The sequence below is a fragment of the Lentzea sp. CA-135723 genome, from assembly GCF_050936595.1.
In the GTDB taxonomy this organism is placed as follows: Bacteria; Actinomycetota; Actinomycetes; order Mycobacteriales; family Pseudonocardiaceae; genus Lentzea.
Window position 1 is genome coordinate 614,736 of sequence record NZ_JBNJMK010000001.1, and the last position, 24,262, is coordinate 638,997.

At 72.4% G+C, this 24,262-nt stretch carries 16 protein-coding genes; 4 read left to right on the forward strand and 12 right to left on the reverse strand.

Features of this window, described 5'->3' with window-relative positions:
• The first annotated feature begins 96 nt into the window (after positions 1-96).
• The 3 genes from ACQEU1_RS02680 to ACQEU1_RS02690 are packed head-to-tail and all read left to right on the forward strand — an operon-like array spanning position 97 to position 2,385.
• Positions 97-537 (forward strand): peptidase inhibitor family I36 protein, encoded by a 441-nt coding sequence (locus ACQEU1_RS02680; RefSeq protein WP_433195811.1) that lies wholly within the window; start codon positions 97-99, stop codon positions 535-537.
• 56 nt (positions 538-593) lie between these two features.
• The gene (locus tag ACQEU1_RS02685) at positions 594-1,475 is read left to right on the forward strand and encodes a hypothetical protein (RefSeq protein WP_433195813.1); all 882 of its coding nucleotides are present in this window, start codon (positions 594-596) and stop codon (positions 1,473-1,475) included.
• A gap of 43 nt (positions 1,476-1,518) precedes the next feature.
• Positions 1,519-2,385 carry a peptidase inhibitor family I36 protein gene (locus ACQEU1_RS02690; RefSeq protein ID WP_433195815.1) on the forward strand — a complete coding sequence of 289 codons (867 nt, stop codon included), beginning with the start codon at positions 1,519-1,521 and terminating at the stop codon, positions 2,383-2,385.
• Positions 2,386-2,448: 63 nt separating this feature from the next.
• Here ACQEU1_RS02690 and ACQEU1_RS02695 read toward each other — a convergent pair whose 3' ends face one another.
• The 10 genes from ACQEU1_RS02695 to ACQEU1_RS02740 form a co-directional block, all read right to left on the reverse strand.
• Positions 2,449-2,745: a hypothetical protein gene (locus ACQEU1_RS02695; RefSeq protein WP_433195817.1), complete on the reverse strand. Its 297-nt coding sequence runs from the start codon at positions 2,743-2,745 to the stop codon at positions 2,449-2,451.
• Entirely contained in the window at positions 2,742-3,338 is a 597-nt protein-coding gene (locus tag ACQEU1_RS02700; RefSeq protein ID WP_433195819.1) for a lipocalin family protein, read from the reverse strand. The genes ACQEU1_RS02695 and ACQEU1_RS02700 overlap by 4 nt, the downstream gene beginning before the upstream one ends.
• Positions 3,339-3,445: 107 nt before the next feature.
• On the reverse strand, positions 3,446-3,886 hold the full coding sequence (locus ACQEU1_RS02705) for an SRPBCC family protein (RefSeq protein ID WP_433195821.1): 441 nt from the start codon (positions 3,884-3,886) through the stop codon (positions 3,446-3,448).
• A 51-nt stretch (positions 3,887-3,937) separates the two neighbouring features.
• On the reverse strand, positions 3,938-5,446 hold the full coding sequence (locus ACQEU1_RS02710; RefSeq protein WP_433195823.1) for a carboxymuconolactone decarboxylase family protein: 1,509 nt from the start codon (positions 5,444-5,446) through the stop codon (positions 3,938-3,940).
• The gene (locus ACQEU1_RS02715) at positions 5,443-17,385 is read right to left on the reverse strand and encodes an SDR family NAD(P)-dependent oxidoreductase (protein WP_433195825.1); all 11,943 of its coding nucleotides are present in this window, start codon (positions 17,383-17,385) and stop codon (positions 5,443-5,445) included. The genes ACQEU1_RS02710 and ACQEU1_RS02715 overlap by 4 nt, the downstream gene beginning before the upstream one ends.
• 88 nt (positions 17,386-17,473) lie before the next feature.
• Positions 17,474-18,559 (reverse strand): HAD-IIIC family phosphatase, encoded by a 1,086-nt coding sequence (locus ACQEU1_RS02720; RefSeq protein WP_433195828.1) that lies wholly within the window; start codon positions 18,557-18,559, stop codon positions 17,474-17,476.
• Positions 18,552-19,670 (reverse strand): acyl-CoA dehydrogenase family protein, encoded by a 1,119-nt coding sequence (locus ACQEU1_RS02725; RefSeq protein WP_433195830.1) that lies wholly within the window; start codon positions 19,668-19,670, stop codon positions 18,552-18,554. Before ACQEU1_RS02725 ends, ACQEU1_RS02720 begins: the two co-directional genes overlap by 8 nt.
• A complete protein-coding gene (locus ACQEU1_RS02730; protein ID WP_433195832.1) occupies positions 19,663-19,935 on the reverse strand; it encodes an acyl carrier protein in 273 nt (90 codons plus the stop codon). Before ACQEU1_RS02730 ends, ACQEU1_RS02725 begins: the two co-directional genes overlap by 8 nt.
• Positions 19,932-20,795, reverse strand: coding sequence for a 3-hydroxyacyl-CoA dehydrogenase family protein (locus ACQEU1_RS02735; protein ID WP_433195835.1), 864 nt, complete (start codon positions 20,793-20,795; stop codon positions 19,932-19,934). Before ACQEU1_RS02735 ends, ACQEU1_RS02730 begins: the two co-directional genes overlap by 4 nt.
• Before the next feature lie 153 nt (positions 20,796-20,948).
• Positions 20,949-21,611 (reverse strand): O-methyltransferase, encoded by a 663-nt coding sequence (locus tag ACQEU1_RS02740; RefSeq protein ID WP_433195837.1) that lies wholly within the window; start codon positions 21,609-21,611, stop codon positions 20,949-20,951.
• Between the two features lie 158 nt (positions 21,612-21,769).
• On the opposite strand from ACQEU1_RS02740, the gene ACQEU1_RS02745 reads away from it, so the two are divergent.
• Positions 21,770-22,186, forward strand: coding sequence for a DUF6892 domain-containing protein (locus ACQEU1_RS02745; protein WP_433195839.1), 417 nt, complete (start codon positions 21,770-21,772; stop codon positions 22,184-22,186).
• An 18-nt stretch (positions 22,187-22,204) separates the two neighbouring features.
• On the opposite strand, the gene ACQEU1_RS02750 is transcribed toward ACQEU1_RS02745, so the two are convergent.
• Together ACQEU1_RS02750 and ACQEU1_RS02755 are read right to left on the reverse strand one after the other, a co-directional pair.
• Complete coding sequence (locus ACQEU1_RS02750; RefSeq protein ID WP_433195841.1) at positions 22,205-22,849, reverse strand: LuxR C-terminal-related transcriptional regulator; 645 nt, start codon at positions 22,847-22,849, stop codon at positions 22,205-22,207.
• The gene (locus tag ACQEU1_RS02755) at positions 22,834-24,132 is read right to left on the reverse strand and encodes a sensor histidine kinase (RefSeq protein WP_433195843.1); all 1,299 of its coding nucleotides are present in this window, start codon (positions 24,130-24,132) and stop codon (positions 22,834-22,836) included. The genes ACQEU1_RS02750 and ACQEU1_RS02755 overlap by 16 nt, the downstream gene beginning before the upstream one ends.
• Positions 24,133-24,262 lie beyond the last annotated feature (130 nt).

The window sequence follows — 24,262 nt, forward strand, 5'->3', positions numbered from 1 at the left end:
GTCGGATTCAGCCTTCCGGTGCCGCCGGCCCGGCATCTTCGTCCACGCCGGAGGGGCGCACGCCGCCTCTCCACACGAAGAGGGGACGGCAACACAATGAGGAAGATCGCATCGGTGCTCGCCGCCGTGGGGGTGGCAGGGGTGTCGCTCGTCGCGTCCCAGGGCGTCGCGAACGCGGCCTGCCGGGCCGACTACGCCTGCCTGTACTCCGCGGCCAACTACACCGGCCTCAAGCGCGAGGACTTCAACAGCAGGCCGAACTGGGGCCAGATCACCTACAACGGCTCGAGCATCTCGCTGTACCGCGGCGACGGCTCGCAGCAGAACGTCAGCTCCATGCAGAACAGGGACGCGAACTCGTACATCGCCGTCTACTACAACTCGAACTACGCGGGCCCGTGCTTCCGGATCCGCCCGAACGGCAGCGTGCCGAACTTCCAGACCATCCCGTTGTCCATCGGCGGTGACGCCAACGACCGGATGAACTCGCACAAGTTCAACCCGACCAACTGCCAGACGGGCACCATCTACGGCTGACCAGCGGCGGCGGCACCGTCCCCCGGGCGGGGCCGCCGCATCGCCCAGGGGGAACTGTGAAACGAGCACACGCGATCTGGCTGGTCGCCGCCGCCGTGGTCGTCGCGGCCGGCACGATCACGCTGGCCGACCGGAACGAGGTCGCCGCCGCGCCGCCGGCGGTGGGCGAGGTGCGGCCGGTGCACTCCGCGCTGGACATCGCCCTGCCGCTCGACCGGTACCAGCACTCGCCGGCCGACCTGACCACGATCGACCGCGCCACCGCCGTGCTGGCGCGGCGGTGCCTGCACGACTTCGGCCAGGCCTGGTCACCGCCGGACCCGCCACCGGTGCCCGCGAGCACGGGTTCCTCCCGGTACGGCCTCGCCGACCCCGACCGGGCGGCCAGGTCGGGCTACCACCCGCCGCAGGACGCGCCGCGGCAGCCGGAGGACCGGCCGGAGCCCGCGCCCGACGCGATGATGATCTACACGGGCAAGGGCACGACGTCCGTGGGCGGCAAGCGCATCCCCGAGGGCGGCTGTCTGGGCCAGGCCCGCCGCGAGCTGGAACGAGGTGTGCCCGTCGCGCTCCCGGCCGCCGAGCTCATCCGGCTCGACCAGGAGATGTTCGAGCAGGCGCAACGGGACGACCGGGTGCGGCAGGCGATGGCGGACTGGCGTCAGTGCATGAGCGCCTCCGGTTACGACTACGCCGACGTGTGGGCGGCCAACAACGACATCCGCTGGGAGTCGGAGACCCCGTCGCAGGCCGAGATCGACACCGCCAGGACCGACGTGACGTGCCGTCAGCGCACCGGGATCGTCGGCACCTGGCTCGCCGTCGAGACCGCCTACCAGCGCCGGGCCATCGCCGAGCGGGCGGAGCAGTTCGACGCGCTCGAGCGCGGGATGCGGGTCCGCGTCGGCAACGCGACCGCGGCGCTCGCCACCGGCTGAGCGCGCAAGTTCTTCCTACCTGGACCGAGAAGCAGGAGATCTCATGAGGTTGTTCCAGCGAATCACCATCGCGGCGTTGATGGGGGCGATGGTCAGCGCGTCCTTCGGCGCGGCCACCGCGTCCGCGGCGACGGCCCGCAACGGGGTGTGCGAGGCAGGCGAGTTCTGCCTGTACTACAACAGCGACCACCAGGGCTCGCTCTCCGACTTCACCACCTCGATTCCCGACTACGGCGACTCGCAGCCGAGCTGCTACGAGTTCAAGAGCGCGGGCAACGGCCAGGGCCTGTGCGTGAAGAACGAGGCCGCCGCTGCCTGGAACCGCACCACCGGCCCGGTCACGGTCTACTACAACAGCGAGTACGGCGGTGCCAAGCAGACCATCGCGGCGGGCGCCAAGGTCAACCTGAGCGCGAGCCTCAAGAACGAGAACGCCTCCCACCGGCTCAACGACAGCGGCACCGGCGGTGGGGCCCCCACCTACGCGGCACCGCCGAACAACCCGCACCCGTCGGCGGCCACCCGTGCGCCCAGCGCCACGGCCCGCACCCAGTTCGTCGACGACCAGATCGCGCGGCTGACCGGTGAGAAGCAGTGCTGGGTCGGCGACTACCGCCCTGGCCAGCCCTCGACGAGCAACCACAACACCGGCAACGCGCTCGACTGCACGATCTCGAACGCGATCGGCTCCTACCCGTCCGAGGCGCAGAAGGCGCAGGGCTGGAAGCTGGCGTACTGGCTGCAGAAGTACGCCGCCGCGCTCGACGTCCGGTACGTGATCTGGCAGGGCAAGATCTGGAGCGTCGCCCGCGCGTCCGAGGGCTGGCGCACGTACACCGGCGGGTCCGGGGTGACCGGCGGTCACTACGACCACGTGCACGTGTCGGTCCAGAACCCTTACGGCGACTGATCGGCACCGCGCGTCGACAGGGTGGGCGGCGAAGCTGCGATGACTTCGCCGCCCACCCTTCCGTCATCGCGGACGAGCACGTTCCCGCACCGCCTCGGCGATCCAGGTGATCGCCTCCGCCGACGTCAACGGCGGCCGCGACCGCAGCAGCAGCGCGGGCGCGTTCCGCCAGACGTGCGTCCACGCGTCGAGGGCCGCTTCCTCGGCCACGAGCGGGTCGACCGCGCCGGCCGGCGAGCGCAACGCGTCCGTCACGATGCCGAACACCAGCGCTCCCAGACGGTCGTACAGCCCGCCGAACGCCGTCCGGTCACCCCGGGCCACCGCGGTCAGGAGGTCGCCCGCGGAACCCGTCCTCACAGGTGGGCGGAGCACAGCGGGCCCGCCTGCGCCGCGCCGCCGTCCTGCGCGGTGATCCGGAAGTCGCAGAGGTTGTAGCCGTTGCGCAGCAACGCCTTCGTCATGCCCAGAACGTCCTTCCTGGACGGTGCCGGGGTGCGGGAGATGACGAAGCCCGTCCTGCGGCCGGGCGCGCCGACCACCGCCCAGCGGTAGTCGCGGTCGAGGCCGATCACCCAGTACGTCCCCGGCTTGTCGAAGCTCCACCCGTCCGCCGTCCTGACGAACGACACCTGGAGCTTCGCCGTCGAGGCGGGGTCGGTCCGGCGCGCCCTGCCCTCCAGCGAGGACGTCACGCCATCCGCGCGGGTGCACCCGTTCACGACCTCGACCTGCCCGTCCGGCAGCAGGGTGTAGACCGCGTTGTCGTTGCGGACGCAGTGCGCCTGGAACGGCTGGGGGATCGCCGCCACCTGCACCCAGCGACCCTGGTAGCGGTGGAGGTCGACCGAGCTGACCGGCCGCACCTCGGCCGAGGTGTCCGCCGCGGAGGCCGGTGCGGCGACCAGACACGCGCCGAGGACCATGGCCGCCACCACCGCGGTGCACCGCATGAGATCACCTTTCGCCGTCGACCACTCCGCCCAGAACGCTATGGCCGTGGCGGAGCGCCTGCATGACGGCGAGGCGACGAGATCGGTGTGGCCCGGCTCACGCCGGTTCAGGCGGCGGTGCCGAAGAGCGCCGCCAGCCGTTCCAGCGACCGCCGCATCGAGGCCTTGTTGCGGCGGGGGAACGGCGACAGGTCGAGCAGCAGCGGCATGCGCGCCGTGGACCAGTCGAACGTCTCGGTCACCTCGGTGCCGCCGGGCACCGGCGTGAGCTGCCAGCGCCAGCGGTGCCCGTTGAAGTGCCGCCACGCGATCAGCCGGTCCTCCTCGAACTCCACCACGGTGTTCTCGATCCGGTAGCCGACGCCCATCTTCATGTCCATGCCGAACGTGCTCCCGAGCGCGAGCCGTCCGGGAGCACCCTCTCGCGGTGCGAGGACGGTGCCGGACCCGTCGATGAGCGGGTGCTGGGCCGGGTCGGCGAGCAGGTCGAAGATGGCGGCGGCGGGCGCGGGCACGACGGAGGACACGGAGACGCTTCTGCGGGGCACGGTCCCAGCCAAGCACCGCCCGCACCGCTTCGCACAACGACCGCGCGGGCGCTACCCGCTTCGCCCCGGCCGGTCGCCGGGCCACCCGCTGGGCAGCCGGTACGGTCCGGCCCACGGCTCCAGCGGCATGCGCCACGCGTTCACCTGGAACGAGATCTTGCGGTACTCCCCGCAGAGCGTGACCAGCTCGATCAGCTCCACCGGCGAGTAGTGCGCGGCCAGCGCCCGCCAGGTCTCGTCGGTGACGGTGCTCCACTCGTGCAGCTCGTCCAGCGCGGTGATCAGCACCTGCTCGCGCGGCGACCACGTGCCCGCGCCGACCGGGTGGGACAGCGCGTCGATCTCGGCGGCGGACAGGCCCGCCGAGGCGGCGATGGGCAGGTGGTGGTTCCACTGGTAGGGCGCGGTGCAGTTCCACGCGCCGCGCAGGATGACGATCTCCCGGTCCCGTGCGGGCAGCACGCCGGTCACGACGCCGCGGGCGATGGGCACGGTCTGCTCGTAGAGGTGCGGGTGGCGCACCAGGGCCAGCAGGATGTTCGGGGTCTGCGCGCGGTGCTCGTCCCAGATCGCGCTCGCCCCCTCGGTGAGCGCCAGCCGTTCGTCGGTGACCGGGTCGCGGTCGACAGGGGCGTACGGACGCACCCGCGGCGGGCGGCGCAGGCCCCCGGCGATCTCGGCGGCCAGGGTGAGCGCCGCCGCGGGAGGGGTCGGGTCGCCGCCGAACTCGTGGTAGAGGTGGGCGACCGTGATGGCCAGGTTCTCCCGGCACCCCCAGTCCGCCCAGTGCCGCAGGGGCAGGTCCACCGCGGTCTCCTCGATCGGCATGCCCCGGTCGAACCGGCGGCGGGTCTCGACCAGCAGGTGCTCCAGGTAGTTGCGGAACTCGAGGATCCCGGCGACGCCGGTCAGCGGGCCGCGGCCGGGCACCACGTTGGCGGGCCGCATCGACGCGAGGTCCGCGCACACCGCGTGCCAGCGTTCGGTGGAGCCGGACCACTGCGCGGGGTGGGTGCCGGGGGAGAGCAGGTCGCCGGTGATCAGGGTCTCGTCGTCGGGCAGCCACACCGCGGTGTCGGCGGAGCTCTGCGCGGGGCCCAGGTCGATCAGCTCGACCGGGACGGTGCCCAGCTTGACCGTCGTGCAGCCGTCGAACGTCGTGCCGGGCGCGAACACCGGTGCCGGCGGCTCGAACCCGGCGAGCGCGCGGCGCAGGTAGGTGTCCAGCAACGAGTTCGGCTCCGCGGTCACCGGGCCGGGCCCGGCGGCGATCTCGGCGGCGACGCGGGTGCTGACGTGCACCTCGGCGCCGGCCAGCGCGGCGTGCCCGCCGTGCCGGTGCGTGGCGGCGTCGGTCACCACCAGGTGTCCGATGTGGACGTCCGGGAGGGCTGCGCGAGCGGCCTCGAGCAGCTGCTCGGTGTGCGGGCGGTCGCGCCGGGCGTTGACGAGCAGCCCCTCGTCGCCGTCGTGCACGACGGCGCTGGTGCCGCGCGCCCAGCGGCCGTCGCCGTCGAGCCACACCAGGGTGTGCTTGCCGATGCGGTGCGGTGCGGTCATCGTGGGGTCCTCGTGTCGTCGGTCAGCGCGTCGAGCCGGTCCCTGATGACACCGGCGGTGGCGCCGAGGTGGTGCTCGACCATGGTGAAGTGGTCCCCGTCGACGTCGGCGAACGCGGCGACGCCGGGCAGTTCGGTGCGCCAGTCCCCGGCGAGGCCGCCGAGCGGCTCGCCCGCGCGGACCAGCACGGTGGGCAGGCCCTCCGCGGGCCGCCAGTCGAGCAGCAGCCGCTCGGCCCAGGCGAACGCCGAGAGCCGCGTCCCGTCGAAGCCGTCGACGACGTGCTCGCGGTCGAAGAGCCCCTGCCAGAGGGCCGGGTGCAGCGCCCGCTTGGCGGGACTGTCGAGCAGGTAGGTGTCGACCAGCACGACCGCCCGCACGTCCCGGCCGGCCGCGGCGAGGCGGTGCGCGACCTCGTGGGCGAGGACGCCGCCGGAGGAGATCCCCAGCAGCACCAGCGGTTCCGCTCCCTCCACCGCGCCGGCGAGGGCGGTGACCAGTGCGTCGCGGTCGGCGGGCAGCGGCTCCTCCTCGGCGAACCCCGGCGGGGTGAGCGAGTCGACCGCCCAGTCGCCGGGGAACGCGTCCGCCAGGCCGTAGTGGGCGTGCGGGCCGGTGATGGGCACGATCGGCGCGACGCACACCAGCCTCGGACCGCCGGAACCCTCGCGCAGCCGGTCGGCGGTCACGGTCCACTCGCCGCTGGCGAAGGTGGGCCGCAATGCCGCCACGGACAACAACAACGCTTCCGCGCCGTCGTGGTTGCCGGCCTCGATCGCCTGCCGGTGCAGGGTCGCGACGAGGTCGGTGCGCTGCTCGGCCGTGGTTCCGGCCAGGGTGAGCAGGTGCTCGGCGAGGGCCTGCGGTGTCGGATGGGCGAGCACCGCCGCCGTGGGCAGCGACAGGCCGGTCGCGGCGACCAGCCGGGTGCGCAGGTCGATGGCGATCAACGAGTCGAAACCCAGGGCGCGGAAGGGAGTCGCCGCGTCGATCGACTCGGCGGAGGCGTGTCCCAGCGCGGCGGCGGCTTCGGCGCGCACGAGTTCGACGAGGTGCCGCAGCCGCTCCACCGGGCTGAGGTGCGACAGCAGCGCCTCGGAGGTGGATCGCCCATCGGCGGCGTGACGCATCCCAGCGACGGGTCGCCCGTCGGTGGTGGACCAGGCCCCGGCGACGGTTCGCCCACCGGTGGTGGATCGCCCATCGGCGACGGATCGCCCACCGGCGACGGTTCGCCCATCGGCGACGCGCTGCGCCTCGGCGAGCGGGGCGAGCAGCGGGCTCGGCCGGGCCACCGTGAACGCGGGCAGGTAGCGGTCCCACTCCACGTCCGCGACCACCACCGCGGCATCGCCGTCGGCGATCGCCCCGGCCAGGCAGTCCAGTGCTCGTTCGGCAGGCAGGAACCCGAGCCCGCCCCGCTCCAGCCGCTCGTCCTCGGGACCGCCGGACCGCTGCACGTCCCACAGCCCCCACGCCACCGCGGTCGCGGCCAGCCCGCGCTCCCGGCGACTCTCGGCCAGCGCGACCAGTTCCGCGTCGGCCCCGGCGAGCACCGCGTGCCCGCCCGCACCCCACACCCCGGTCGTGGACGTGAACACGACGAACGCGTCCACATCGTCGAGGAGCCGGTCGAGCGCGTGCGCCAGGTCGACCTTCGCGGCGATGGCCGCGTCGACCTCGCCGGCGTCCACCTCGGCCAACGGCGCGAGCGCGATCTCCCCACCGACGTGGAACACCGACCGCACCGGCCGTCCCTCGTCCGCCAGCCGGGAGATCACGGCCGCGAGTCCGCCGGGGTCGACGCCGCTGACGATCTCGACGTGCTCCGCGCCGGCGTCGGCCAGCCAGCCGTCGACCTCCTGGCCGAGCGCGCCGTCACCGACCACCACGGCCGTGCCGCGCGGCGACCAGCGCCGGACGGGGGCAGGCGCCTGGTGGAGTCTGCGGGCCAGGATGCCCTGTGGCCGCACCGCGGTCTGGTCCTCGCCCGTGGCACCGGACAGAACGGCGGCGAGCAGCTCGCCGGCGTGTGCGTCCACGATCGGCGGGAGGTCGACGGTGCCGCCCCACAACGCGGGGTGCTCCAGCGCCGCGGTCCACCCGACGCCCAGCACACGGGCCTGACGCGGGTCGCGCACCGGGTCGTCGGGGGAGGTGCTGACCGCGCCCCGCGTCAGCGCCCAGACCGGGACGCTCACGTCGAGGCGCACGAGCTCCTGGACCAGGGCGATCGTCCGGTCGGCCGCGAGGGTCGAGGCGACGCCGGCGAGGCCGTCCGGGAGGTCCAGCTCCTCGCCGGGCTCCAGTGGCGAGTGGTGGACCTTCGCGCCGTGCGCGAGGAGGCTGGCCGACACGTCGTCGTTCGCGGGACCGACCAGCAGCCAGGTTCCGCTCAGCGCCACGTCTTCCGGTGTGGGCACGGCAGTCCAGTGCGTCCGGTACCACCAGTCGTCCACATCGGACCGTTGCGGAGCCGGCATTGCCCAGAAGCGTTCGCGCTGGAACGAGTACGTCGGCAGATCGACCTTGTTCGCGCCGGGGAACACCGCGGCCCAGTCGACGTCGAGGCCGTGCGCGTGGGCCTCGCCCACCGACCGCAGGAACCGGTCGGGGCCTGCGTCGTCGCGGCGCACCGAGCCGATCGCGGTGACCTCGGTCCCGGCGTCCTCGGCGATGTCGTGGATGCCCGCCGCCAGCACCGGGTGCGCGCTCGACTCGACGAACGTCCTGTACCCGTCGGCCAGCAGCGCGGCCACCGCGTCGGCGAACGCGACCGGCCTGCGCAGGTTGAGGTACCAGTAGCCGGCATCCAGCTCGGCGGTGTCGACCGGGCGGCCGTGCACCGTCGAGTAGAACGGAACCGACGACGCGCGCGGCCGCACCACCGAGAGCAGCTCCAGCAGTTCGTGCTCCAGCTCGGCGACGTGCGCGGAGTGCGCGGGGAAGTCGACCCCGGCGAGGCGCCAGCGCGGCACCCCGGCCTTCGACAGCCGCCGCTCCATCGCGTCCAGGTCGTCGCCGGAGCCGGACACGGTGACCGTGCGCGGCCCGTTGACGGCCGCGATGTCCACCGGCCCCAGCAGCGGCCGCACCACGTCCACGGCCTCCATCACCGACATCATGCCGCCGGTCCCGGACATCCGCCGCCGGATCAGCTTGCTGCGCAACGCCGAGATCCGCGCACCGTCCTCGAGGGACAGTGCTCCCGCGACGCAGGCCGCCGCGATCTCGCCCTGCGAATGCCCCACCACGGCGGCGGGTTCCACGCCGTGCGAACGCCACAGCTCCGCCAGCGACACCATGACCGCCCACAGCAGCGGCTGCAGCACGTCGACCCGCGTGGCAGGCGGCGCGTCCTCGTCACCCCGCGCCACGGCGAGGAGTGACCAGTCCACGAACGGTTCCAGCGCGGCGGCGCACTCACCCAGCCTCGCCGCGAACACCGGCGACGACGCCAGCAACTCGCGCGCCATCCCGGTCCAGAACGCGTCCTGACCGGCGAAGACGAACACCGGCCCGCCGCGTTCGCCGGCGACCGCCTTCGCCACGGCGGGATCGGGTTTTCCTCCGGCCAGTGCCGCCAGTCCCCGGCGCAGCTCGGCCGGATCGGTGCCGACGACGACCGCCCGGTGCTCGAACGCCGTCCGCGCCGCCGTCAACGACCACCCCAGGTCGGCGTCGTGCAGCTCTGGCCGAGCGTCGACGTGCGCGAGCAACGTCCCGGCCTGCGCCCGCATCGCCTCCGCCGTCCGTCCCGACACCGTCCACGCCACCGGCGCGACCGCCCGTGGCACAACGGTTTCCGGGACGGCGGGGGCCTGTTCGAGGACCGCGTGAGCGTTCGTGCCGCTGATGCCGAACGACGACACCGCGCAGCGGCGTGGCGCACCGGTCGCTGGCCACGAGCGCTCCTCGGTGAGCAGCGCGACCGTTCCCGCCGACCAGTCCACTTCGGACGTGGGTTCGGTGACGTGCAGCGTCTTGGGGAGCGTTCCGTGCCGCATCGCCAGGACCATCTTGATGACGCCGGCGACGCCCGCCGCGGACTGGGTGTGCCCGATGTTCGACTTCACCGAACCCAGCAGCAGCGGCCGTTCCCGCTCCCGCCCGTAGGTGGCGATCAGCGCACCCGCCTCGATCGGGTCGCCCAGCACCGTGCCGGTGCCGTGCGCCTCGACCACGTCGACCTGCCCGGCGGACAGGCCCGCGTCAACCAGCGCCGAGCGGATCACCCGCTGCTGCGCCGGGCCGCTGGGCGCGGTGAGCCCGTTGGACGCGCCGTCGGAGTTCACCGCCGTTCCGCGGACCACCGCCAGCACCGGATGCCCGTCGCGCAGCGCGTCGGACAGGCGGGCCAGCAGGAGCACCCCGACGCCCTCGGCGAACGTCATGCCGTCGGCGCCGGCGGAGAACGCCTTGCACCGCCCGTCCGCGGCCAGCACGCGTTGCCGCCCGAAGGACACGAACACGTCCGGGTCTGCCAGCACGGTCGCACCGCCTGCCAGCGCCAGCGAGCTCTCCCCGGACCGCAGCGACCGGCACGCGAGGTGCAGCGCCACCAACGAGGAGGAGCACGCCGTGTCGACGGTGAGCGCGGGTCCGGTCAGCCCGAGCGCGTAGGCGATGCGCCCGGACAGCAGGCTCGGGTGGGTGCCGATGGTGCGGTAGCCCTCCGCGCCGTCGTCGTGCGCGGCGTACGCCTGGTGGCTGGAGCCGATGTACGTGCCGACGCTGTCGCCGCGCACGGTCTCCGGGTCGATGCCCGCCCGTTCGAACGCCTCCCACGACGTCTCCAGCAGCAACCGCTGCTGCGGGTCCATCGACAGCGCCTCCTTGGGGGAGATGCCGAAGAACGCGGCGTCGAAGCCCGCGGCGTCGTCGAGGAAGCCACCGCCGGTGGTGTAGGTGGTGCCCGGCCGGTCGGGGTCGGGGTGGTGCAGGTGCGGGTTCCAGCCGCGATCGGTGGGGAACGGGCTGATCGCGTCGCCGCCCGCGGTGACGAGGTCCCACAGCTGTTCCGGGTTGCCGACGCCGCCGGGGAAGCGGCAGCTCATGCCGATGATCGCGATCGGTTCGTCGGCGGGTGCGGTGCTGTCGGCGATGACCTCCGCGTCGTCGCCCGCGAGCCGGGCGGACAGGTGCCCGGCCAGGTCGCGGGGACTCGGGTAGTCGTAGACGACCGAGCTGGGCAGCGTCAGCCCGGTGGCCGCGGCCACCCGGTTGCGCAGCTCCAACGCGGTGACGGACTGGAAACCCAGGTCGTGGAACGACTTCCCGGCGGCGATCCCGTCGGCCGAGGCGTGCCCGAGCACCGCGGCGGCCTCACCGCGCACGAGGTCGAGCAGCTCGGTGCGGCCGTTCGCGGCGACCCGCTCGGAGGCCGGTTCGGCACGGACGAAGCCGCGCAGCGCGGGCGTGCTCGTTGCCCGCCTGGCCACCGCGGTGGTGTCGAGACGTGCCGGGTAGGCGACGGCCGCGCCGGTGCCCAGGGCGGCGTCGAACAGGCGCAGGCCGAGGTCGGGGGACATCGGCAGCAGCCCGGCGCGGGCCAGCCTGCCGACGTCGGCCGAGGCCACCATGCCGGCGTCCCACAGGCCCCAGGCCAGCGACACCGCGGGCAGACCGAGGCCGCGGCGGTGCCGGGCGAGCCCGTCGAGGAAGGCGTTCGCGGCGGCGTAGTTGCCCTCGCCCGCGCCGCCGGCCGTGCCCAGGAACGACGAGTACAGGACGAACGCGGACAGGTCGCGGTCCTTCGTCAGGTCGTGCAGGTGCCAGGCGGCGTCGGCCTTGGGACGCAACACGGTGTCGAGCTTCGCCGGGGTCATCGACGAGATGACGCCCGCGTCGAGGGTGCCGGCGGTGTGCACGACGGCGGCCAGGTCGGGAAGGCCGTCGAGCAGCCGTTCGGCGGCGTCGCGGTCGGCGACGTCGCAGGCCACGACCCGCACGCGAGCGCCAAGGGCGGTGAGCTCCGCGGCGAGCGGGCCCGCCGGCGGGGCGTCCGGGCCCCGCCGGCTGACCAGCACCAGGTCGCGGACGCCGTGCCGGGTGACGAGGTGGCGGGCCAGCAGGGCGCCGAGCGCCCCCGTGCCACCGGTGATCAGCGTGGTGCCCGACCAGCGCGCGGTACCCGTGGCGCGTGCCTCGACCAGGCGCAGCGCGCGCGGTGCACCGTCGCGCACGACGATCTCGGGTTCACCGGTCAGCGGGGCCGGGCCGTCGGTGTCGATCAGCGCGAACCGGTCCGGGTGCTCGTCCTGCGCGGCCCGCACCAGGCCCCACGCGGCCGCGGCGGCGAGGTCCGTGACCTGCTCGGCCGCGTGCCGGGTGCGGAACACCAGCTTCGAGCGCGCGGTCCTGGGGTCGTCGAGCCACGTCTGGACCTGCGCGAGCACGCGCGAGGTGACCGCGCGGACGGCCTCCGGCACCGGCAGCTCGGGCGAGTCGACAGCGACCAGCACGGCGTCCGGGAGCGGACCGTCCTGAGCCAGCAGGGCGTCGAAGTCGCTGACCGGGAGCTCCGGCCCGGACGGCACCGGCTGCCACTCCTGGCGCAGCACCTTGCCGTCCACATCGGACGAGTCGAACCAGTACCGGTTGCGCTGGAACGGATACGTGGGCAGCTCGATCCGCCTGCCGCCGGGCACGAGCGCGTCCCAGCGCACGTCAACGCCGTCGGTGTGCAAGCGCGCGAGCGCCGTCAGCAGCGCCTCTTCTTCGCTCAAGTTCTTGCGCAGCGCGGAAACCACGAGCGCGTTCGGTGCGCTGTCCTGGACGTGCGCGGCGAGGCTGCCGTCCGGCCCGAGTTCGAGGAACCGGTTCACCCCCGCGTCCTGCACCGCCTTCACCGCGTCGGCGAACCGCACGGCCTCGCGCACCTGCCGCACCCAGTAGTCCGGTGTGGACAGTCCACCGGCCTCGCCGGTGACGGTGGAGACGACCGGGATCGCCGCCGGGTGGAACGTGCAGCGCCCGGCCACCTCGGCGAAGGCGTCGAGCATCCCGTCCATGGCGGGGGAGTGGAACGCATGACTGACCCGCAACCGCTGCGCGCGACCAGCGAACCGCTCACCGAGCGCCAAGACCTCTGCCTCAACCCCGGACACCACCACCGCACCGGGCCCGTTCACCGCCGCGATGGCCACACCGGGCGTCAGCAACGGACGAACCTCGTCCTCACCGGCCCGAACCGCCACCATCGCGCCACCCTCGGGCAGCGCCTGCATCAACCGGCCACGCGCCGTGACCAACGCACCCGCGTCCTCCAGGGACAACACCCCGGCCACGTGCGCCGCCGCGATCTCCCCGACCGAATGCCCCACCAGGAAGTCCGCGCGCACACCCCACGACTCAACGAGCCGGTACAGCGCCACCTCCACCGCGAACAGCGCGGGCTGCGCGATCTCCGTCCGATCCAGCCCGGCCCCGCCGACCACCGCGTCCCACACAGGCCGGCCGACCACTTCCAGGACCTGGTCGAGCGCCGCCGCGAACACGGGGAAGCGGCGGCGGAGCTCCACGCCCATCCCGACGCGCTGCGCCCCCTGCCCGGCGAACACCACGCCGAGCAACCCGTCCGCCTTCGCCACGCCCTCGATGACGCCCGGCGCCCCGTCGGCCACGGCCGCGAGCCCGGCCCGCGCGTCGCCGACGACGACCGCACGGTGCTCGAACCGGTGCCGCGCGGCCAACGACCACGCGAGATCGGCGGGTTCGGCGGTGCCGACGAGTGGGAGCAGACCTCGTGCCAGGTCGCGCACGGCGGCCGGGTCCTTGCCGGAGAGGACGAGCGGCGCGCTCACAGGTACCGCGGAAGGCGGAGTCTGCTCCGGCGCGTCGGCGGGCGGAGCCTGCTCGATGATCGCGTGCGCGTTCGTGCCGCTGATGCCGAACGACGACACGCCCGCCCGCCGCGCCCGCCCCGTCTCCGGCCACGGCACCGCCTCGGTCAGCAGCGCCACGCCGCCCGCCGCCCAGTCCACCTTCGGCGTCGGCGAGCTGACGTGCACCGTCTTCGGCAGCAGTCCGTGCCGCAGCGCGAGCACCGTCTTGATCACGCCGACCACGCCCGCCGCGGCCTGCGCGTGCCCCAGGTTCGACTTCACCGAACCCAGCAGCAGCGGCCGTCCCTCCCGGTTGTGGCCGTAGGTGGCCAAAAGTGCGTGTGCCTCGATCGGGTCGCCCAGCACGGTTCCGGTGCCGTGCGCCTCCACCGCGTCCACGTCGGCGGGCGTCAACTCTCCTGCGGCCAGCGCGCGGCGGATCACCGCCTCCTGGGCGAGGCCGTTCGGTGCGGTCAGGCCGTTCGACGCGCCGTCGGAGTTCACCGCGCTCGACCGCACCACCGCCAGCACGTCCGAACCCAGGCGCCGCGCTTCGGACAGTCGTTGCAGCACCAGGACGCCGACGCCCTCCGACCAGGCGGTGCCGTCCGCGTCGGCGGAGAACGAGCCGCACCGGCCGGTCGGCGACAGGCCGCCCTGCCGGGCGAACTCGGCGAACAGGCCCGGCTCGGACATCACCGTCACGCCGCCGACCAGTGCCGTGGCGCACTCGCCCGCGCGCAGCGCCAGTGCCGCCTGGTGCAGTGCCACCAGCGACGACGAGCACGCGGTGTCCACCGTCATCGTCGGGCCGCGGAAGCCGAACTGGTAGGCGAGCCGGCCGGAGAGCACGCTCGCCGACGTTCCCGTCAGCGCGAAGCCGCCGTCGTCCGCGCGCAGCCCAGGCCCGTAGTCCTGGTGCATCGCGCCGACGAACACGCCCACCTCGTCGCCGTCGACCGCCGCCGGGTCGAGCCCTGCGCGTTCCATCGCCTCCCACGTGGTCTCCAGCAGCAGGCGTTGCTGCGGGTCCATCGACCGCGCCTCACGCGGGCTGATGCCGAAGAAGCCGGCGTCGAAGTCGGCGGCGTCGTGCAGGAAACCGCCCCTTCCCGGAAGTCCCTCGTCGAGGTCCCAGCCGCGGTCGGCCGGGAACCCGGACAGCGCGTCGCCGCCGTCGAGGAGCAGCTGCCACAGGTCGTCGGGGGAACGGACGTCGCCGGGCAGCCGGCACGCCATGCCGACGATGACCACCGGGTCGTCGTCCAGCGGCGCGGACGGCCGGGCGGTCACCTCGTGGCGGACGCCGCGCAGTTCCGCGTCGAGGTGCGCGGCGAGGCGGTCGGGGGTCGGGTGGTTGAACGTGACCGTGGTGGGCAGCGCGAGGCCGGCGTCGGTGCTGAGCAGGTTGCGCAGCTCCGTCGCGGCCATCGAGTCGAAGCCCTGCTCCTTGAACGTCCGCGCCGGGTCGACCGGCCCGCCGAGCACCGCCGCGGCCTGCCCGCGCACCCACGAAGCGACGGCACGTCCACGTTCGCGGTCGTCCAGGCCGGAAAGCTTGCGGGGCAACGGAGCGGCAGTGTCCTTAGTGGACTTCTCGCCGCCGTGCAGAGTGCGCTGGAAGGCGTACGTGGGCAGGGCGACGCGGTGCGCGCCGGGGAAGGCCGGCGACCAGTCGACCGCCACGCCGTGCGCGTGCGCGGACGCCACCGACAGCAGCAGCCGCTCCAGACCGCCCTGGTCCCGGCGCAGCGACCCGATCGCCACCCCGCCGGACTCCTCGATGGAACCGGCCAGCACCGCGTGCGGGCTCATCTCCACGAACACCGCGTGCTCGCCCAGCAACCGCTGCACGACGCCGTGGAAGTCGACCGGCTCACGGGCGTTGCGGTACCAGTAGTCCGCGTCGAGACGAGCGGTGTCCAGCGATCCGCCGGTCACCGTCGAGTAGAACGGCACCGAGGAAGAGTTGGGCCTGACGGGTGCGAACGCCGCCAGCAAAGGCTCCCGGGCAAGCTCCACCTGCGGCGAATGCGACGCGTACGCCGCGCTCACCAGCCGCGCCTTGACCCCCGTCGCCGACACCGCCGCGACCAGGTCCTCCGTCGCCGCCACGTCACCGGTCACCACCACCGACGACGGACCGTTCACCGCCGCGACCGTCACCAACCCGTCGTGGCGGGTCAGCCACTCGGCGACCTGCTCCTCGCCCAGCGCGAGGTGCGCCATGCGCCCGGACTCGGCCAGCAGTTCCGCGGCGATCCGGCTGCGCTGCGTGATGAGCCGCGCCCCGTCGTTCAGTGAGAGCGCCCCGATCGCGCAAGCCGCCGCGATCTCGCCCTGCGAGTGCCCCACGACCGCCGCGGGCCGCACCCCGAACGACGACCACGCCGCCGCCAGCGACACCATCACCGCCCACAGCGCCGGTTGCAGCACCTCCACCTGGGCCAGCGCGTCCGCGTCGCCCAGCACGCCGGCCACCGAACAGTCCACATAGGACGACAGCGCCGCGTCGCACTCGGCCATCCGGTCCCGGAACGCCGGGCACGTCTCCAGCAGGTCGAGGCCCATCCCGACCCACTGCGAACCCTGACCGGGGAACACGAACACCGGCTGCGGCGATCCGGCGTCGGACCCGCGCGTCACGCCGGGTGCGGGCGTGCCGTCGACGATCGCCTGCAACCCCGTCCGCAACGTCGAAAGGTCCGCGCCGACGACAGCGGCGCGGTGGGAGAACGCCGTCCGCGACCCGGCCAGCGAGAACCCGATGTCGGCCGGCGAGCCGTCCAGGTCCAGCAGCGCCAAGGCCTGCGCACGCACCGCGGCCTCGCTCGTCCCGGACACCGTCCACGGCACTGCGAAGTCCACAGTGGACCCGACAAGCTCCGGCGCGGTCCACGAGGTCAGCACCACGTGACAGTTCGTGCCACCGACACCGAACGACGACACACCGGCCACCGAAGGCCCGGCGAGCTCGATCACCTCGCGCGCCACCTGAAGGTTGGTCGCGGCGAAGTCGATGTCGGGGGAGGGGTTCTCGAAGTTCAGGCTGGGCGGGACGGCCTGGTGCCGCAGCGCCAGCACGGCTTTCAGCAACCCGGCGACACCCGCCGCACCCTCCAGGTGCCCGATGTTCGTCTTCACCGACCCCACGAGCAACGGCCGGTCCGCGCCGCGCGCCGACCCCAGCACCGCGCCCAGCGCCGCGGCCTCCACCGGGTCGCCCACCTTCGTGCCGGTGCCGTGCAGCTCAACGAAGTCCACCGCGCCCGGCGCGATCCCCGCCCGCGCGTACGCCGCGCGCAGCACCGCCTCCTGCGCCTGGACGTCCGGCGAGGTCAGGGTGGCGCTCGCGCCGTCGTTGTTGACCGCGCTGCCCCGGATGACGCAGTACGGCACGTCGCCGTCGGCCAGCGCCCGCACCAAGGGCTTCAGCACGACCACGCCGCCGCCCTCGCCGCGGACGAACCCGTTAGCGCGCGCGTCGAAGGTGAAGCACCGCCCGTCCGGCGACAGGGCGCCGAACCGGTCGGCGACCGTGGTGCCGTCCAGTCCGAGGTTGAGCTGCACGCCGCCGACCAGGGCGACCTCGGACTCCCCGCGCAGCAACGACTCCACCGCCAGGTGCACCGCCACCAGCGACGACGACTGCCCGCTGTCCACCACCATGCTCGGGCCGCGCAACCCGAGGAAGTGCGACACGTTGTTGGCGATCAGGGCACGGCTGGTGCCGGTCAGCGTGTGGCCGCCGATCTCGTGGCCGAGCTTCGCGTGGTCGTCGGCGATCGCGCCCACGAACACGCCGACCGCCTTCTCCCGCAACGAGGCCGGAATCGTGCCCGCGTCCTCCAACGCCTCCCACGCCAGTTCCAGCAGGAGGCGCTGCTGCGGGTCCATCGCCTTCGCCCGCCGGGCGGGGACGGCGAAGAAGTCCGCGTCGAACCCTTCGACGTCAGCGAGATAGCCGCCGCGCGCACCCGGCCTGCCCGGCGGCGGGTCGGTGAGCGCGTCCCTGCCGCCGCGCAGCAGGTCCCACAACGCGCCGGGCCCGTCCGCGCCCGGCATCCGGCAGGACAACCCGACGACGGCGATCCCGGTACCAGGCTGGTTCATCGACCCCTCCAGGTGCGCGCGGGGACTGCGCAAGAAATCACCGCGCGCCTAATGAGCTTTCGCAGTTGGTGGACGGGCCGGTGAACGATCAGCGGTGGCCGCTGTTGGTGGCGAACTCCGCGATGAGCCGCATCGTGTCCGGCAGAGCCCGTTCTTCCGGAACCAGGTGCAGGTGCTGCACCTGCTCCGCCGCACCGAGGTCCGCTCCCGCCGTGCAGTCGCACGGATCGGTGGTGAACCCGGCGAAGCGGTAGGCGATCTCCATCATCCGGTTGCGTTCGGTCTGCCGGAAGTCGGCGACCAGGTGCACGCCCGCCCGCGCGGCGCGGTCGACGAGCCAGTTCAGGATCGCGGCACCCGCGCCGAACTGCACGACCCGGCACGACGTGGCGAGCAGCTTGAGCTGCCAGAAATCGGTGTTCCTGGCCAGCAGCAACACACCCACGGCGCCGTGCGGGCCGAACCGGTCGGACATGCTGATCACCAGGACCTCGTGCTCGGGGTCCGAGCACAGCTCCCGCAACGCGGCGTCCGAGTAGTGCACCCCGGTCGCGTTCATCTGGCTGGTGCGCAACGTGAGCTCCTCGACCCTGCCGAGGTCCCGCGGCTCTGCCTGAGCGATCCGCATCTCCAGGTCCAGCGTGCGCAGGAAGCCCTCGTCAGGACCGCCGAACGCGGTCTGCGCGGCGTCGCGGCGGAAGTTCGCCTGGTACATCTGGCGCCGCCGGCGGGAGTCCTCGGTGATCGTGACCGGCGTGAACTCCGGCCGGTCCGGCAGTTCCAGCACCTGCGTGTGCGAGTAGCACCGCACCTCCGGCAGGTGGTACTCGACCTCGGCGCGTTCGGTGGGCCGGTCGTCGATGAACGCGATCGCGGAGTGCGCGAACTTCAGCTGGTCGGCGATGGCACGAACGGAGTCGGACTTGGGACCCCAGTTGATCGCCGGCAGCACGAAGTACTCGGCGACGCCCAGTTCCTCGAGCCGCGCCCAGGCGAGGTCGTGGTCGTTCTTGCTGGAGACCGACTGCAGGATGCCCCGCGAGTCCAGCGTGGTGATGACGTCGAGCACCTCCGGGCGCAGGTGAACTTCGCCGTCCTCCAGCAAGGTGCCCTGCCACAGCGTGTTGTCCAGGTCCCAGACGAGACACTTGACCTGCGACTGGAGTTCAGACATCCATACCTCCCGCAGCCATCGCCTGCTCTGCGAGCAGGAGCTGACAGATCTCGCTGGTGCCCTCGATGATCTCCATGAGCTTCGCGTCCCGGTACGCGCGGTCGATCACCGTGCCGCCGTGCGCGGCCCGGGAAGCCAGCACCTGCATCGCGGAAGCGGCTGCCTGCGCGGCGTTGGTGGAACTGACGTGCTTGGCGAACACGGCCGCCATTCCCAGCTCGGGATCACCCGAGTCCCAGCAACGGCTGGCGTGCGCGCAGCTCAGCGTGGCCACCTGCTCGCCGACGAAGAGGTCGGCCAGTCGCTTGGCCACCAACTGGTGTTCGGCGAGCGGCGTGCCGAACTGGGACCTGCTCGCCGCGTGGGCGGTCGCTTCGCGCAGACAGGCGCGGAGGATGCCGACACAGCCCCAGGCGACGGACATCCGTCCGTAGGTCAGCGCGGTGGTGACCACCATCGGCAGGCTCAGGCCGCCTCCGCCGAGCACCGCGTCGGCCGGCAGTCGCACCGAGTCGAGCAGGACCTCGGAGTGCCCGGCCGCCCGGCACCCTGCCGGATGGGCGACGGGCTCGACCCGCATGCCGGGCGTGTCCCGCGGCACGACGACGACCGCGGCACCGTCACCGAACCTGCCGACGACCAGCAGGAGGTCGGCGTACGCGGCCGCGGTGATCCACGTCTTCGTGCCGGTGACGACGACGTCGTCACCGTCGGGCTCGATCACGGTGCCGATGCCCGAGAGATCGCTGCCCGCGTCCGGTTCGCTGAAGCAGATCGCGGCCAGGCCGCCCGTCGCCAGCACCGGCAGGTAGGTGCGCCGCTGAGCGGCGTCACCGAGCCTGCCGATCGTCCAGGCGGACATCCCGTGCGAGGTCTGCACGCTGCGCACCGAACTGCACAGGCTGCCCGTGTAGGCGGTGAGCTCACCGTTGTCCAGGCTGCTCATCCCGAGGCCGCCGTACTGCGCGGGCACCTGCGCGCACAGCAGTCCGCGTGAGCTCAGCTCGCGCAGGAGCGGCATCGGCAGCGTGCCGGCCAGGTCCCAGGCGTCCGCCTGGTCACCGATGAGCTTGCCGATCAGGGCACGCGCGTCGGAGAGGTGGTCAGCCATCGTTGCCGGCGTCCCGCAGGCGCTCCACCAGGGCGGTCATCGACCGCACGCTCCGGAAGTTGTCGAGCTTGAGGTCCGAGCCGACGACCGCGACGCCGAACGTGGACTCCAGGAAGACGACCAGCTGCATCGCGAACATGGACGAGACGAGCCCGCTCGCCATCAGGTCCTGGGCCGGGTCCACAGTGGTCTTCAGCTTGTTCTCCAGGTACGCCTGGACGTTGCTCTCGACGGTGGAGGTCGACATGCTCTGGTCGATCGTCACGACAAAGTCTCCCTGTACTGGTAAAAACCGCTGCCCGACTTGTGACCGAGGTCGCCGTCGCGCACTTTCGCCAACAACTGGTCGCACGGCAGGTACCGCTGTTCACCGGTTCGTTCGTAGAGCGCCACGAGCGAGTCGGCGAGGTTGTCCAGGCCGATCAGGTCGGCGGTGCGCAGCGGGCCGGTCCGGTGGCCCAGACAGCCCACCATCAACGCGTCCACGTCCTCGGCCGTCGCCACCTGCTCGCCGACCAGCCGCGCGGCGTCGTTGAGCATGGGGTGCAACAGCCTGCTGGTGACGAAGCCCGGTGAGTCCCGCACCACGACGGCACGCCGGTTCAGCCGCCCCAGCAACGCCTGCAGACCGTCCACGGTCGCGGCGCTGGTGTAGCGGCCCTGCACGACCTCGACGAGGTCGATCAGGTACGCCGGGTTCATGAAGTGCGTGCCCACCAGCTGTTCCCGCCGCGGCAACGCCAGGGCGAGCTCGTCGACGGGGATGCCGGAGGTGTTCGTGATCAGCGGGGCGTCCGCGCCGACGACGTCCGCCACCTCGGCCAGGACCTTCGCCTTCGTGTCCTTGTGCTCGAAGATCGCCTCGACGACGGCGTCCACTCCGGACAGTTCGTCCATCGAGGTGGTGGTCACGACCTCGCCGCGCACCACGTCCGCCGGCAGGGCGCCCATCATGTGCGCGTGCCGCAACTGGAACTCGATGGTGTGCCGCGCCTTGTCGAGAGCGGCCTGGTCGTTGTCCAGGAGGACCACCCGCACACCGTTGCCCACGGCGAGTGTGGTGATGCCGACCCCCATCACACCGGCTCCGATGACAGCGATCGCTCGCTTCCCGGGATCAGTCACCTGCACACTCCCTCGTTCGGATCAACTGGTTGCTGTGCATGGAACTCCACCGAAAATTAGTGCAGAACCGGACGAAGCGGCATCGGGTAGCACGCCTCGACTAGCGGTCTCAGCAGACATTCCGGCCTGGTGAGACGGAACCCTCGGCGGCTGCTACTTCTTGCGGGCCAACGTGATGCCGTCCGCCATCGGCAGCAGGGCCAGCTCCACCCGTTCGTCGTCGAGCAGGAACGAGTTGAGCTCCCGCACGGCGACGGTGTCCTCGTCCTGGAGGTCGTCGTCGATGACGCGGCCGAAGAACACCATGTTGTCCAGCACGATCAGCCCGCCCGGCCGCACCAGGCGCAACGCGTGCTCGTAGTAGGCCTGGTAACTCGCTTTGTCGGCGTCCACGAACACCAGGTCGACCGTGTCCGGCCCGTTCTGCTCGACCAGGTCGGCCAGCAGCTGTTCCGCCATCCCGATCCGCACCTCGATCCGGTCGGACACGCCGGCCCGTTCCCAGTGCGGTTCGGCGATCATCGGCCACTTCTCCGAGATGTCCAGCGTGACCAGCCGCCCGCCGGGCGGCAGCGCCCGGGCCATGCAGAGCGTGCTGTACCCGGTGAACGTGCCGACCTCGACGACCGTCCGCGCCTGCGTCAGCCCGACGAGCAGCCCGAGGAACTGACCTTCCTCGGCCATGATCTGCATCGCCTGGCCCATCGGCAGGTCGGCGGTCTCCTGCCGCAACTCCTCCAAGATGTCGTCGTCCCGCAACGACACCGCCCTGACGTAGTCGAGCAGTGCGGGTGTGAACTCGGTCTGCTGCGCCATCCTCTTCCCATCTGCCAAGACGACCCGTAGCCGATGAACGCTCACTTCCACCGAGTGTGGGAAGGACCTCGTGGCGATGTCCACTGAGAGTGCGGCAGGGCAGAAGAAGACTGGCGGCGACCTAATTGTTCGGAAGGCGCTGACATACGGTTGGGGGTATGAGCCAGCCGATCGCCTTCACCGACGCCAACTTCAAGCTCGCCGTCGTCCAGGAGCTGATGTACAACCAGGGGCTGCTGCCGAAGTTCACCCTGGTCGAGTACGCCGCCGAGCAGGGCTTCGACTACGACGACGGCGGTTTCGGGGCGGTCCCTGAGGCACTCGCCTACTTCGCGGCGCTGGAGGTCCCGGCCGGGCTCGCGGAGAAGATCACCGAGATCTACCTGGACGGCGGCAACGAGATCTACCTCGAGATCGCGCCGGGCTGGGACGGCGAGGACGGGCTGTTCGACGTCCACGAGTTCGCCGACGTGCGGCACTTTCCCAACCTGAAGTCGATGACGCTGCTCTACACGGGCGACGAGGAGGCGCTGAAGTCGTTGCGCGCCCAGGGGATCGAGGCGGACTGGCTCTGACGAACCGTGCCCGTTCGGTCAGCCCTCCAGGTAGGCGAGCACGGCGAGGACGCGGCGGTTGTCGTCGTCGGACTGGTCGAGCCGGAGCTTGGCGAAGATGTTGAAGGTGTGCTTGCTGACCGTCTTCTCGGTGACGAGCATCCGTGCCGCGATGGCGGAGTTGGAACGTCCCTGGGCCATCAGGGAGAGGACCTCGCTCTCCTTGGCGGTCAGGGTCCTCAGGCCGGGATCGGCCGACCGGCGGCTGACCAGCGCGGTGACCACCTCCGGGTCGATCACCGTTCCGCCGGCGGCGACCTTCCGCACGTCGGCGACGAACTGGCCGACGTCCATGACCCGGTCCTTGAGCAGGTAGCCCACCGCTCCTGCGCGGTCGGCCACGAGCTCGCGCGCGTAGAGCTGTTCCACGTACTGCGACAACACCATGACGGGCAGACCGGGGACCTCGCCGCGTGCCTCGATCGCGGCGACCAGGCCCTCGTCGGTGCAGGTCGGTGGCAGGCGCACGTCCACGACGGCGACGTCGGGCCGCAGCGTCGTCAGGGCGCGGAGCAGGGCGGGGCCGTTGTCGACGGCGTCGAGCACCTCGAACCCGTTGGCCTCGAAGATCCTGATCAGGCCGTCGCGCAGCAGCGCGAGGTCTTCGGCTATGACGATGCGCACGGCAGCGACATCCTTATCTCGGTGGGACCTCCCGGCGGGCTGTGCACTGCCAGCGTGCCGTCGAAGGCGGCCAGGCGGCGTTCGACACCGCGCAACCCGTGGCCTGCTTCGACGTCCGCGCCGCCACGTCCGTTGTCGATCACCCGCAGCGCCAGCTCGCCCACACCGCCGGGGCGGGGCGTGAACTCGACCTCGATCTGCACGAGGCTCGCGTCGGCGTGCTTGATGGCGTTGGACAGCGCCTCGCTGACGGCGAAGTAGGCGGCGGACTCCACCGGCGCGGGCAGCCGTCCCGGCAGGCGGGTCTCCACCGTGGTCTCGACGGGGTTGGCCAGGGCGAGCGCTCTCAGCGCGCCGTCCAGGCCGCGGTCCGCGAGCACCGGCGGGTGGATGCCGCGCACGAGGTCGCGCAGTTCGGTCAGGGCGTCGGCGGCGACCGCCTGGGCGTCGGACAGCATCTTCCGGACGGCCCGCGGATCGTCGTCGAGCACCTGCTTCGCGAGGCCCAGGCTCATCCCCAGCGACACCAGTCTGGCCTGTGCGCCGTCGTGCAGGTCCCGTTCGATCCGGCGCAGCTCGCTGGCCTGGGTGTCGATGTTTTCGGCACGGGTCGTCGCGAGATGGGCGACGCGGGCACGCAGGCGCACCTGCTCGGGGACACCCAGCAGCGAACGCATCACCACGGCGTTCAGACGGGCCAACGGCGTGGACGTGGCGTACCAGAACGCCAGGAACACCGGCCCGAGCGGCACCAGCGCGAACGACTTCCCGGCGCTGTCCAGCCGGAAGCCCTCACCCAGCGGCGTGCGGAACACCTGCGGCGGCGTCAGCCCGTAAATGACCGGGTAGAGCAGGAAGACCACGCCGAGGAGGAAGAGCACGAGCGACAGCCCGCTGGTGAACCAGATGGTGGCCGAGTTGACCACCAGCCAGGCCCAGTCCCGCCAGCTCGCCGGGTCGCGCAGGATCGTCCCCAGCCGACGCGGCCAGCCTGCGCGGGGGAACGGCAGGTAGGGCCGGTCCACCGGCGTGCCGAGCCGGTCGGCCGCCCAGCCGCGGTGCAGGTCCGCGAACCAGCGCACCAGCACTGTCGCGAGCAGGGTGAGCGGGATCCCGGCCCCGAGCGCGATGAACGGGATCGACGTCAGCCAGAGCGTGGCCAGCGCCGCCCCCACCGCCGCTCCGAGCAGCAGCACCAGCGACCAGCCCAGCTGCTGCAACCGCGACACCACTCCCCGCCACGCACTGGCGTGGCGGGGAACAGGCGCACCGGTGTCGGTCATCGCGCTCCAACGTCTGCGGGGGTTGCACGTGCCCCACGATCATGGCCGGGTGGCGGCTTTTCGGACAGTGGAGTTTCCTCCACCACGATCCGGTGGCGCACCGGATCGCAGGACGGCAGCCTGCTTCCTA